Source organism: Kamptonema formosum PCC 10802 (assembly GCF_000332335.1).
In the GTDB taxonomy this organism is placed as follows: Bacteria; Cyanobacteriota; Cyanobacteriia; order Cyanobacteriales; family Oscillatoriaceae; genus Oscillatoria.
On sequence record NZ_KB235948.1, the window covers coordinates 3650837 to 3663260 of the forward strand.

11 protein-coding genes and 1 pseudogene are annotated in these 12424 nt (G+C 56.5%); 9 read left to right on the plus strand and 3 right to left on the minus strand.

Going from position 1 to position 12424, the window contains the following annotated elements; translation table 11 throughout:
* Window positions 1-126 precede the first annotated feature (126 nt).
* Together OSC10802_RS0115705 and murI are read left to right on the plus strand one after the other, a co-directional pair.
* The gene (locus OSC10802_RS0115705) at window positions 127-1947 is read left to right on the plus strand and encodes an N-acetylmuramoyl-L-alanine amidase (RefSeq protein WP_017717723.1); all 1821 of its coding nucleotides are present in this window, start codon (window positions 127-129) and stop codon (window positions 1945-1947) included.
* 68 nt (window positions 1948-2015) lie between these two features.
* Window positions 2016-2888, plus strand: a complete 873-nt coding sequence (gene murI, locus OSC10802_RS0115710) for a glutamate racemase (protein WP_017717724.1) — start codon at window positions 2016-2018, stop codon at window positions 2886-2888.
* 202 nt (window positions 2889-3090) lie between these two features.
* Here murI and OSC10802_RS54525 read toward each other — a convergent pair.
* A pseudogene (locus OSC10802_RS54525) lies at window positions 3091-3235 on the minus strand (RNA-guided endonuclease TnpB family protein); the annotation flags it as partial.
* Window positions 3236-3878: 643 nt separating this feature from the next.
* Between OSC10802_RS54525 and OSC10802_RS50000 the strand changes: the two are divergent.
* Entirely contained in the window at window positions 3879-4088 is a 210-nt protein-coding gene (locus OSC10802_RS50000; protein WP_155967868.1) for a hypothetical protein, read from the plus strand.
* A 751-nt stretch (window positions 4089-4839) separates the two neighbouring features.
* Here the strand turns inward: OSC10802_RS50000 and OSC10802_RS50005 are convergent.
* Window positions 4840-5088, minus strand: a complete 249-nt coding sequence (locus OSC10802_RS50005; protein ID WP_155967871.1) for a hypothetical protein — start codon at window positions 5086-5088, stop codon at window positions 4840-4842.
* Between OSC10802_RS50005 and sds the strand changes: the two genes are divergently transcribed.
* Complete coding sequence (sds, locus tag OSC10802_RS0115720; RefSeq protein ID WP_017717726.1) at window positions 5087-6058, plus strand: solanesyl diphosphate synthase; 972 nt, start codon at window positions 5087-5089, stop codon at window positions 6056-6058. The two genes, OSC10802_RS50005 and sds, sit on opposite strands and share 2 nt — an antisense overlap.
* A gap of 75 nt (window positions 6059-6133) precedes the next feature.
* On the opposite strand, the gene OSC10802_RS0115725 is transcribed toward sds, so the two are convergent.
* Window positions 6134-6622: a hypothetical protein gene (locus OSC10802_RS0115725; RefSeq protein WP_017717727.1), complete on the minus strand. Its 489-nt coding sequence runs from the start codon at window positions 6620-6622 to the stop codon at window positions 6134-6136.
* A gap of 172 nt (window positions 6623-6794) precedes the next feature.
* Between OSC10802_RS0115725 and hetZ the strand changes: the two genes are divergently transcribed.
* The 5 genes from hetZ to OSC10802_RS52990 form a co-directional block, all read left to right on the plus strand.
* A complete protein-coding gene (gene hetZ / locus OSC10802_RS0115730; RefSeq protein ID WP_017717728.1) occupies window positions 6795-7937 on the plus strand; it encodes a heterocyst differentiation protein HetZ in 1143 nt (380 codons plus the stop codon).
* Window positions 7930-8982 carry a hypothetical protein gene (locus OSC10802_RS0115735; RefSeq protein WP_017717729.1) on the plus strand — a complete coding sequence of 351 codons (1053 nt, stop codon included), beginning with the start codon at window positions 7930-7932 and terminating at the stop codon, window positions 8980-8982. Before hetZ ends, OSC10802_RS0115735 begins: the two co-directional genes overlap by 8 nt.
* A gap of 129 nt (window positions 8983-9111) precedes the next feature.
* Window positions 9112-11496 carry a transglutaminase TgpA family protein gene (locus tag OSC10802_RS40340; protein ID WP_082218300.1) on the plus strand — a complete coding sequence of 795 codons (2385 nt, stop codon included), beginning with the start codon at window positions 9112-9114 and terminating at the stop codon, window positions 11494-11496.
* Between the two features lie 217 nt (window positions 11497-11713).
* A complete protein-coding gene (locus OSC10802_RS55670; protein ID WP_255349144.1) occupies window positions 11714-11836 on the plus strand; it encodes a hypothetical protein in 123 nt (40 codons plus the stop codon).
* Between the two features lie 318 nt (window positions 11837-12154).
* A partial coding sequence (locus OSC10802_RS52990) for a hypothetical protein (protein WP_026098524.1) occupies window positions 12155-12424 on the plus strand: 270 nt, incomplete at its 3' end.

Here is a 12424-nt window from a genome sequence, read left to right on the forward strand (position 1 = left end):
GAGCGTCTTAAGTTGTGAGAAGCCTCCGCAGCAGGGGGCGGGATGTGGGGGTGCATTGCTCTATCTGATTAATTTTCCCCAAGGGAAAGACTATTCGCGCTAGCTAGCGAACAAGGAGAAGCTGTTGTGAGTGTGAGATTCCACTGGCTACTGCCCAGTTTTTCTACCGTATTTTTGCTGTCATCTCCTGCCGAAGCAGCGAACCTGCAATCTTGGCGGTTTGACGCAAATGCCAACCGGCTGTACATTACCACGGACGCCGGCGTTCAACCCCGAGCCCAGCTGATAAGCAACCCGACTCGTTTGGTGATTGACTTGCCCGGTGTCAGGCTCAACCGCCTCCCAGTGAAGCAGCCGGTGGGAGGCGCGATAGCGAAAGTGGAGGTGGCGCAGTTTGACCCGCAGACCACCCGCCTGGTGATTGAACTGAGCCCCGGTTACACCCTAGACCCCCAGCAAATCCTGTTCCGGGGGGCAACTGCGAAGCAGTGGACTGTACAGCTGCCCACTCCCCAGCGGGTAGCGGATGCCTCCAGTCTTTCCCCCCTGGAAAATACAGGACAGGCACTGGCCCGGGAGACGCCGGCAGACCAGGCAGGAGCGCTGACTCGGCTGGAAAATGTGCGGGCTACCCCAGATGGGCTGTTCATTCGCACCAGCGGCCAGCAGCCAGATATTCAAGTGCAGCGGAGTCGAGATCGCTCTACTGTCAGCATAGACCTGCAGGGGACAGCCGTTAATCCCCAGGTGCAAGGGCTCGATTTGGCAGTCAATAGCAATGGCATCGCACAAGTGCGAGTCAGCCAGATCCAAAGCTCACCGCCGGTGGCTCGCGTCACGCTCAATGTCACCAACACCAGCGCCGACTGGCAGGCAACGCCCACCAACTTGGGCGGAGTGATCGTCTTGCCTACGGACCCAGGCGCAGGCGGGGGCTCCACCATTGCCAGCCAGCCACAATCCTACGGCACCCAGCGTGACGGCACCATTGCCACTCAGCCACAATCCTACGGGAGGCAGAGTGACACTCAACTGGCCACCATTGAGTCTGTCGAGCTGGTGGGCGGCTCGCAATTGCTGATCAAGACAGACGGTCCGTTCAGTTACACCAGCGACTGGGACCCGTCATCCACCTTCTACGAGATTAGAATTCCAGCGCGACTCGGCCAGCGCGTCAGAACCCCCCGGACAAATTTCAGAACTTTTGCCTCAAACGTGCGGGTGAGACAGGCCGATGCGCAAACTGTCGTCATTCAAGTCCAACCGGCCTCCTGGGCGCAGATTACCCAAATCAACCAGCCGGGCAGCCAAATGCTAGTCCTGCAGCTGCAACCGGCAGGCAGCGTCTCCCAGCCTGCTCCCACAGCCAATTATCCCTCTTCCCAGTCCCCCCGCATTCCCAGCGGGCGCGTCGTGGTGGTCGTCGATCCCGGACATGGAGGGGGGGATGTGGGTGCGGTGGGCATTGGGGGCCTGCAAGAGGCGGACATTGTTCTGGATATCTCCCGACAGGTGGCGGCACTGCTGGAGCAACAGGGCGTGCAAGCCGTTTTGACCCGACAGGATGACCGGGAAATCGAACTGGAACCGCGGGTGCAGATGGCGGATCGGGTGAGTGCCAATTTATTTGTCAGCATCCACGCCAATGCTATTGATATGAGCCGCCCTGATGTCAATGGCATCGAGACGTATTTTTACGACAGCGGAGATCGCCTGGCCAGCACCATTCACAACAGTGTCCTGCAAGCCACCGGCGCTCGCGACCGCCGGGTGCGGCAGGCCAGATTTTACGTCTTGCGCAAGACTTCTATGCCGGCTGTTTTAGTGGAAGTCGGTTTTGTCACCGGCGCTGAAGATGCGCCCAGACTGGCCAATGCTGCTTACCGGCAGCGATTGGCAGAAGGGATCACTCGCGGCATCCTCCAGTACATTGGGCAAAATAGATAGGTGTTCGCTCAGGCGACAACCCGTGGGTTTCAACTGATAACTAAAGAAGTCACAACTCAGAAGACGGCATGAATTCATCTAGCATCCTCTATCCCGAATCTTTCAGTGAGGAACCATCACGGGCCCGAATTGGCATTTTCGACAGCGGCGTGGGCGGGCTCACTGTTCTCAGAGAGCTCTACCGGCAGCTGCCCAGTGAATCTATCCTTTACTTTGGGGACACGGCGCGGCTCCCTTACGGAACTCGCACTCCCGGTGAGATTTTGCAGTTCGTGCGCGAGATCCTCACCTGGATGGTGCAGCAGGGGGTTAAAATGGTGATTATGGCCTGCAACACCAGTTCCGCTCTGGCCCTGGAGGCCGTGCGCTCTGAGTTCAGCGTCCCCATTTTGGGGGTGATCCTTCCCGGTGCCCGCGCTGCTGTTGAGAGAGGTCGCCGGATTGGGGTGATCGCCACCCCCGCCACGGCTGCCAGCAATGCCTATCGGCGGGCTATTTTAGAGATGGACCCGGCGGTCGCCGTCTGGCAAGTCGGCTGTCCGACGTTTGTCCCCCTGATCGAACAAGGCCGCATCGATGACCCCTACACCTGCGAAGTGGCGCGAGAGTATCTCGCGCCACTCCTGCAGCAGCAGATTGACACCCTGATCTATGGCTGCACCCACTACCCCCTCTTGGGGCCGGTGCTGCGCTCGATTGTGCCGGACAGTGTGCGGCTGGTCGATCCGGCTGTGCATGTGGTCGCCGCCGCCGCCCGCGAGCTAGAGCTGCTCGGACTGCGCAACACCCGCTCCCCCCTGCCCACTCGATTCGGTGTTAGCGGCAGCCCGCAACAGTTTGCCCAACTGTCCGTGCAGTGGCTCGGACATACGCCAACGGTTGAAAAGGTGTCTCTGCCGGCTGCACTCTGCGGGCCGGTGCCTCTAGAATCTGGGGAATAAGCCCCTGCCGGCAGCGCCTTGGGGACGCTTGTCCGCTGTTGCTCCCTCCCGCCAAAACCATCCGCCTGACCGTTGAAACCCCAGTGCCGGCTGTCCTTCAACGTCTCGACGGGACACCCGTTCCCCCACGACAGCAACGAGTGACAAGAAAAGCGGCTGCTTTTTTCTTGTCACCTGTCACTGATACATTTTCCGACTTATTCCGGATATTACCGGACCGTGCCACGATAGCACTCTCCCCGTCAAAGATGATAGAGGCGTTATCCCGCAAAGCTTTCAGGAAAATCCCAGGCATGGCCATTCCCGTCTTGCCATAGCATAAACCCGCTATTGGGACAGTGGAAAATTCAAAGAGCCACTATCTGGCCAATAGGGCTGTCCTCAAATCTCTGTGTGTATTATATCACGCTCTCCGGCTTGGCCTGTGAAAATCCGGGATTAAATTTTCTCTCTCGTTCAAGGATCTGGCGAGGGATTTTTGTCCACAGCCTGCGGTCGCGGGGGCAGGGGGCTGGAGCCTGCTACTGCCCGCGCACACGACTCAGGCTCCCGACATGAGGGACAATTTTACACTCTAGCGTTTCTTTGAGCAACACTCAACAAAACATAAATCGTTAACAAATAACCCGTGGCCAGAATCGGAATAATCAAAGGAATATCATGGTAAGTCATAGTACGGCCCGTGCGTTGTAAGGAGGGAGACGTTAATCTAAATCCACGCGAAAAAGGTTCTCAGCAAACTGAACCATGCACCGGCTCAACATGCTGTCTTGCCACAGGAACCTGCGGAAACATGGCTGTCTCCGGCAAATCTATCTGCCCATTGCCTAAAAGCCAGAAACACTTGCCCGGGTACCGGTTCCTCGCTGTGGCCCAACCTCGGACATCCGAGTCGCTCAACTCGATCGAGGGAGCGCTTCCTGACCTGAAACACCTCACAAACTGTCCAATCCAGTTGGGACGGCTATCATTTCCCCCCCCACACTGAACTTGACCCTCAATCCGGCAGTCATTCCCACGACAGTCACGCTTGGGGCGGAAGCCGCTGGACTGAAAGCGGAGAGAGTTGGCTGCTGTCCTCTGGATCTGGAGTGCCCGTTTTTTATGCCTAATGGCCAGGAACGACGGCGAAACCGGCAGGCCAAGGGCCGCAGCGCCAGCCCCCAACCTCTTGCCGGCGTTGGGGCCAAAGGATTTTAAGTTAGCCGAAATCTTGAGATGCGCCGGTGCTGCATCTCCACCTTGAACGGCCATCCTCCAAATACTCTGGCTTCAACCCGGTGTGCCCGGTTAAGCTGCGGGCTGCTGTTTTCCGGACTGGTTCGAGCATTGAGAAGTTATGCGTTTGCCCAAAGCAGGTAATGCATTCCCTCTCACACTCAAGCCAGCCAACTCCGGAGGTTTTCCAGCCCTCGCTTTACCGCAGGGCGGTAGGCGACGGGTAGTTAACAGGCCGTTCTGTAGTGCCTGTAACTTGCGCGCTGATAAATGTATGGAATTTTTGAAATTCTTACCCTTTAAGATAACACATGGTGTCGCGCTTTTCCAAGCCTTTGGAACCATAGCTTAACAATTCTACACAACTGGCGCGGAAGCGGCTGGAATGTCCCAGGCGCTTGCTGTTGCTGCTGCTGACCGGCAGAAAACAAGGTCTGGCAAAAGAGAGTGTAACAGATGTTGGCAGGGAGAATTGTGCTGCCTATTACAAATGTTACAAATTATACTCATGTGAGAAGTTTCACGGAGGGTAGGGGGGCGACGTCGGTGGCGGCAGGGCCAGCCCCCGTGGCCGCCCCTGCGCCGCTGGGCGCTGGCCGCGTCCAAAGCTCGTTTTGGCATAAACTGGGCCGCGTTAATAGGGGTGCGAAAGGCTCTCAATAGCTAGGCGGCAGGAAAAACCGCTATACGGCAGGGGAAGACCGTGCGTCGGGCCTTTTGCCCACAGTCTCTATCAAAAGGAAGAGAAAGCCGGCACCGGCTGGCTCAGGCCCGGTCTGAGAGAGGCTTCCGGGGGGCGGGCAGCAGTGGGTGCCGGTGGGAGGGGCACCGGCGACAGGGGGTGAGCCGTTGAAATTGTCCTGCAAAGCTGGAGTGGGACGCTTGGCCTTTCAAACAAACCTTTGCTATCCGAGACGGTTAGCTTAAAATAAAGACAATATATGTAAACTTTCTTAACTAACGCCTGAGTCGGCCCATCCATGACCTCAGCAACTTCCCTCTTTTACCCGGTTGAAACAGACTTGCGGGTGTTGACAGAAAACTTGAAAAAGCTCGTAAGTGCACGCCACCCCATCCTGTTCGCAGCAGCAGAACACCTATTCGGATCTGCGGGAAAACGGCTGAGGCCAGCAATTGTCCTGCTGATATCGCGAGCGACGGTGCGGGATGGGGAGATTACCCCCCGCCACCGGCGGCTGGCCGAGATTACGGAAATGATCCACACGGCGAGCTTAGTGCACGACGATGTGGTGGATGAATCGGAACTCCGCCGGGGGATTCCCACCGTTCACAGCAGCTTTGGCAACCGAGTGGCCGTGCTGGCCGGAGATTTCTTATTTGCCCAGTCTTCCTGGTACTTGGCCAATCTGGATAACCTGGAAGTCGTCAAACTCCTGTCAGAGGTGATCATGGATCTGGCGGAAGGGGAAATTCAGCAGGGGCTGAACCGGTTTGACAGCACCTTGTCCATCGAGGCTTACCTGGAGAAGAGTTACTACAAAACGGCATCTCTGCTCGCCAACAGCGCCAAGGCTGCCGGTATACTCAGTGAAGTCTCTGACGATCTCGCCCTTGACTTGTACGGTTACGGGCGCAATATCGGTCTGGCGTTCCAAGTGGTGGATGATATCCTCGACTTCACCGGCTCTACCGAAACCTTGGGCAAACCGGCAGGATCGGACCTCAAAAGTGGCAATCTGACAGCGCCGGTGCTGTTTGCCCTCGAAGAAAAGCCCTACTTAGAAGCGCTGATCGAGCGAGAGTTCTCCGAAGAGGGCGATTTCGATCAAGCGATCGCAGCTGTCAAAGAAAGCAAGGGCATCGAGCGATCCCGCGAATTAGCCGCCCACCACGCAGGGCTGGCGGTGCAGCACATCTCCAAGTTACCCGCCTGCGAATCCCGTCAGGCGCTAATTAATTTGGCTGACTACGTGCTGAGCCGACTGTATTAAAAGGGGAAGGAGGAAGACGAGTGGAGGAATCGTTTGATTCATCTCTCACCGTTCCGCCTTCATGCCAATCCAAACTCAGGCAATATCAGGGGGCAGATTGCCGGTACGGCGTGCCGGGGGTGGCAGGAGTTGTTGCAACTGGCTTTGAATCAGATTTTGCACATCTTCGCGCCGGACTTCCGTCCCAACTTCCAGATTGCCGGATGTCTCAAAGAAAACGATGCTGTCAACCGTGTCCAGGGCCACCATTTGAAATAAAAGGTGGGTAGCCGGAATCGGGGAAGCAATTAGCTGAGGGTTTTGGGGAGCATAACCTCCCGCAGCTGCGTCTTTGCGGGAGGGGTAAGCATAAATCACTTTTTTCTCGACCTTGGGTTGGGCCCGATTGCTTAAAGTGGTCACAACCCAGTCGCGGTTCAGGGTTTGCAGGATGTAATACTCGGAATGGCCCAGTTGGCCTGCGAGGGTTTTGAGTGCGGGAGCGATCGCGGCCACAATCTGAGGCGTCGTTCCATCTCGGGGCGCACTTTCAATTAGGGCTTGAATCTGCCGGTCTAAATCCATCTCAATCTTAAGATAACCTTCTATTTTGAGTGGAGCGGTACAGCCATCTAAAATCTAAACTCTAAAACTCAAATTTTCAATCTACTGTCCCCGCTCACCAGCTTAATTGTAGCTGCTCGTGCGAGGGGAATGCATCGCGCGTACAACCATTAAATGGGAGAGCTGCTTTGGCGTGGAAGCAATATTTCAGCTGTTATATAATGAACTGGGGCAGTCAACTCGGGCCACCGAACAGAACTGCCGGGACGTGGCGGCCCGGATCGCCGCAGAAGTAACCCGCATCTGCAGGGAAAGCAAGCGCATTCAAGCTTCCGGAGAGGTGGAAGCGTGGGCCACAACCCTGGCTCGGCACCGGCTGCAGCAATGTCTCAATTATTACAGGCTGGGGTACCGGCAGGGGCGGATAGAACTGCACAGCACCCTGAGCGCCATCGTTTACCGTTATATCACCCCCCCCCACGCACAGTCGAGCTATCAAGCTCGCCTGCTCCTGATTGAAGATTTTCTCCAGCACTTTTACGTAGAATCCCTGAACGCCTTCCGGCGGGAAGCCCAGCTGAGCTCGAAATACACTCCGCAAACCCTGCTGGAACTGGCCGAATATATGGCCTTCTCGGAGCGCTACGGGAAGCGGCGCATCCCCCTGCGAGGGAACCGCAGCCAGCAGCTGATCGTCCTGCGGGCCCAAACCTTCTCCCAGCAGCAGCCTCCGGAAACGGCTGTGGATATGGAGCAGGCGGCTGAGGGAGCCGGTGTGGAGTCAGACCAGACTTGGAATGACACCTCGGTGCAGCAGGTGCGGGAGCAGATGGTGGCCCAGGAACCCGAGCTAATGGTAGACGATCTGCGCTCTGAAGTGATTAAAGAACTGACCGCCTACCTGGAAGCGCACCAGCAAAGTGACTGTGCCGACTACTTCGCCCTGCGGTTGCAAGATTTGCCGGCTCCCGAAATTGAGGCGATTCTGGGCTTGACTCCCCGGCAGCGGGACTATTTGCAGCAGCGCTTCAAATACCACCTGATTCGGTTTGCGCTCCGCCACCGCTGGGAACTCGTCCACCAGTGGCTGGAAGCAGATTTGGAACACAACCTCGGCCTGATGCCCCAGCAGTGGCAAGAATTGCAATCCAAAATTGGCCCGAGCCAGTCAGAATTGCTACGGTTAAAACAGCAAGGACTGCCCGATGCAGCGATCGCGCAAGCTTTGGGCTGCACACAGAACCAAGTGCAGAAACGGTGGTTTAAGCTGCTCGAGCAAGCCTGGGAGATTCGCAATCGTTTAGTGTCCGGAGAGGGTACATCTACCAATGAATAAGGAATCAGAAGCGCTACAAAGTTTGTTCGCTTGGCTTTTACAGGACCCCCCCACAAATGCCTCATGCCGGGATGGAGAACCTTCCAGTCCCGGTACTGATGCGAGCGGTGACGGGGTGGATGACCTGGAGTTGGCTGACATAGACCCCCTGGATTCGGAGGAGGGGAGTCCGGCGCTATCCAGCAACTGTGCGTCGGAGGCTTTCCCCCCAACTCCAGGCGGTCAACAACTCAAAATGGGAGAAATACCTGCCGTGCAAGACCGTTTTTATGCGCTCCTGAAGCGTCGAGTCCAAATTGAGATCCAGCGGAAGCCACCGCTGTTCCCCTGGGAAAGTGATGTGTCTGAATATTCAGACTGCCAATTAGAGGAGAAAGTTCCCGAGCCGCTCTGGACTCCCCAGTTCCTTTCCCTAAATCTGCCGGTCGCGGTTCCCGAACCCGTTTTAGTCCAACTGCTAGAGCGGTGCCAGAACTTGGTGCAATCCTCCCTGCGACAGGGAGCTAAATTAGTCCGGGCTGTGGAGGCTCTGTTTCCGGGCCAGCCCCAAACGCTCAATGAGGTAACAGGGCTGGTGCTCAGGTGGGCGGAGGCTCAGCGGGGCAGACCGGAACCCCGCAATTTAGCGTCTCTACTCGCTCAGACTGATTTGCCCAGCAGCTACGAAGCCGCGACTCCCCGCCAGCAAATGGTTCTGTCGCTGCTGGCGGCGCAGGATATTATTGGCTCTCTGACTGTCGATGTCTCGCCGGCGGGGCCGCGCAAATACCGGCAGTGGCTGACTGCCGCCGGCATGCTGGATCTGGAGGCCGAATACCACTCTGGGGTTGAGTTTCCCCGGCTGCGGGTTCAGTGCCACCTGCCCTGCGGCGGCAGCTTGGAGATGCGCTGCGGCGAAACCCGAGCAATGTCACAGCGCCCGGATGAGGGCTGTCTGAGCGTGGAAGTGTTCGACCCACAACCCGATCAGACTTACTCTCTAGAAGTCTGGTTCCACAACCAAGACCAGAAACCTCTGGTGTTTGCCATCTGCCCTAAGCCCTAGGGACTGGGCGTGGGGCGTGGGGCATGGAGCATGATCGCATTGGACCGCCCGCAGAAAACCTGACAGCTGAACGGCAGGCGACCGACAATAGACACAAAGCGGATAGCTCATCGCTCTCGAAGCTCTCTTATGTCTAATTCGTCGTCTGGGATTCGGCAACTGCGTTCCGCACCCGTTATAGGTCAGTTGTGGCAGCGCCTAGAGGAGCTGCCCCGACCTCTGCCAGAGGAGTCTATCTGGCTGCGGGTGCTCGTGCAGTCCCTGGTTATTGTTGGGATTGTGGCCACTGATATTGCGGCAGAGACTCAGCTCAGCTGGTGGGCTGTGCCCCTGAGTGTTGCTGGGGGGATTTGGAGCTGGCACCGGCGTCGCGAACGCAATGTGCCGGTAAAGTTTTTGCTGGCTATTGGCATGCTGGTGGCGCTGGCGTTCTTTTTCCGAGGGCTTTTCGCTTCGGTGAGGGACGCTACGAATGACACCCGCATCGTCTTGGCTGAGCTGCTTATCCAAGTCCAGGTGCTCCACAGCTTTGACTTGCCCCGCCGCAAGGATTTGGGCTATTCTATGGTGATTGGGCTAATTCTTCTGGGAGTCGCGGGCACGCTCTCTCAGACGCTTGCTTTCGGCCCTTTGTTGCTGCTATTTTTGGCGCTCGCGCTGCCCACTTTGGTTCTGGATTACCGCTCGCGCCTGGGACTGCTAGCAGCAAGAACCAAACACCAAGAACCAAGAACCAAGAAAAAAGAAACTCAAAACTTTTTCGGTTTTTACGCTTTACTTTTCACGTTAGTTGTGGGAATAGGGCTGGGGATTTTTGCTCTGCTGCCCCGGTTTCCTGGCTACCAGTTGCGGACTTTTCCAGTGAGCGCTCCCATTGATATCCAGGGGGATTTTGACAGCAGCCGCATTTTCAATCCTCGCGGTAGCAAAAGCGGAAATCAGGGGCGAGGCACCGGCTCGGGAACTCCAGAAGAGGGGCCTGGTGAAGTAGACGATACGTTTTACTACGGCTTTAACACCCGCATGAATATGAACCTGCGGGGGCAAATGAAACCCAAGGTGGTGATGCGGGTGCGCTCGCAGGCGGAGGGTTTTTGGCGCGTGCTGGCCTTTGACCGCTACACCGGCCAGGGTTGGGAGATAACCCGCAATGAGCAAGCTGAAACGAAGGAGCGCCCTTCCTGGTCCTACCAATTTTGGCTGACGCCGGAACCAACCGCTAGCGGCACGCGGGAGATTATCCAGACTTTTACGGCTGTCTCGGATATGCCTAATTTGATTCCCGCTTTGGCTCAGCCGTGGCAACTTTACTTCCCGACGCCCAAAATAGCGGTGGATGCGGAGGGGGGTTTGCGAGCGCCGGTGGGGCTGGCGGAGGGGATCACCTACACGGTGGTTTCTCAGGTTCCCTACCGCAACCGCACTCTGTTGGGCAAAGCGCCACCGGTGTCTCCCAAGACTGTCCGCAATTACAAGGAAATCCAGCAGCACTACTTGCAACTTCCCCCGAAGACTGCTGAGAGAGTGCGGCAGCTCACTGAGCAAATTTTAGCCAATTACGCTCAGCAACAGGTGGCGAGAGCGCCGCAAAAAGAACTGACCTCTGCCTACGAAAAAGCTCTCTATCTGGCTCAATATCTGAAGCAGCACTACACTATCGAAAATATCCCGCATTTGGGGAAAAATGAAGATTTGGTGGAAGCTTTCCTGTTTAAATATAAGGGGGGCTATCCCGACCACTTCTCTACGGTCCTGACGGTGATGCTGCGTTCGATTGGCATTCCGGCGCGGCTCGTGGTGGGCTACGATCCGGGACAGTTCAATCCGTTCACCGGCTACTATGTTGTCAGCAATACGGACGCTTACGCAATGGCGGAGGTGTATTTCCCCGGTCACGGCTGGTTTGCTTTTGACCCGATTCCGGGACATGATGTGGTTCCGCCGTCGCTTGAAGATTACGAGCCGTTTAGTGTGGTGCGGCAGTTTTGGCGGTGGGTGGCGGGCTGGCTGCCTTCGCCGGTTGCTGGTCTGTTTAATACGGTGTTTGCTGCGATCGCTTCGTTTGTTTTGGGGGTTTTTGCCTGGTTTTGGAGCTTGCTGTTCCGGGGGTGGCTGGGGCTTTTCACCGGCTTGATTTTGGCGATTTGTCTGGGCTTTCTGGGCTGGCTGGGCTGGAATCAGTGGCGGGTTTGGCGCTACCGCCGGTGGCTGGGCAAGCTGCCGGCAATGGAGGGTGTTTACCAGCAAATGCTGGGGGTTTTGGCAGCTCAGGGGTTGCGCAAGCACCCGGCGCAAACGCCTTTGGAGTACGCCCGCGAGTCGCACCGGCACGCCCCACCGGCAACGGCTGCGGTGATTGATGAAATCTCCGAAGCTTATGTGCGCTGGCGGTATGCGGGCGAGCCGGTGAATCACCAGCAATTGCGCCGGCGGTTGCGGGAGTTGAAGCCGCGAAATAACCAAAATCCCCTGCAGAAATTGCGCTCACTTTTGCGGCGGGGCGGTAACATTTAACCGCCAAGATAGGTAGGGTGAGTTCTGCTGAGGCGGAATGCACTCTACTCTATGGCCCAGAAACCCGGTTTCTTAAAGAAACCGGGTTTCTCAGTACCTCACTAATATGAGAAACCCTATATAGCAGTATGCACTTAGGTTAGGACATTAGATCAAGAGGCACGGCGAACGCCTTAGCCTACGCCTTTTTCCCTAGGTCACTGATGTCCTAACCAATATGACTGCTGCTATATCATGCCGTCCTTCGTCTCACCGGCATCCTGGCCAACCCCCACAGCTCCTCCCACCGGCCTGCTGCCTCCCGATTGCCGGTCCCGCTCTTGACACCTTTCAGGCTTAAGATAAGTAATTAAACGTATATAATGAAACTTAATATACTAAAAGCCCTTGCATGCCGACATTTGGAGTTCAAGAATTAAACAAATTCCGGTTAATCGCGATCGATGTCTCTCCCGTACCCTCATCCCCGTTTGCAGTTGGGCTAATGCCGCACCCCCCCGTTTGTAGCTGGGCTAATGCCCAACCAAAGGTTTGTAGTTGGGCTAAAGCCCAACAAAAGGTTCGTAGTTGGGCTTTAGCCCTCTTCATTACCACCGGCACCCCCAGAAGCTGGTAACATTAAACCATTATTATACCGTGTGAGGGGGCGGGGTGTGCCATGCCGCAGGAATCTACGCAGTGGAATGTGGGTGATGTCATTCTCAACTTATACCAAGTCACCGGCTCTTTGGGGGAGGGGAGTTTTGGCAAAGTCTGCAAAGTTAGGCACTTAGGCTGGAATATTGACCTGGCGGTGAAAATCCCGAAACCAGAAGCTGTGGCGGCGGCGGGAGGTGTGGAGAACTTTGAGCGGGAGGCGGAAACTTGGGTGAATTTGGGGCTGCACCCTCACACGGTAAGCTGCTATTATGTGCGGCGGATTGAGGGG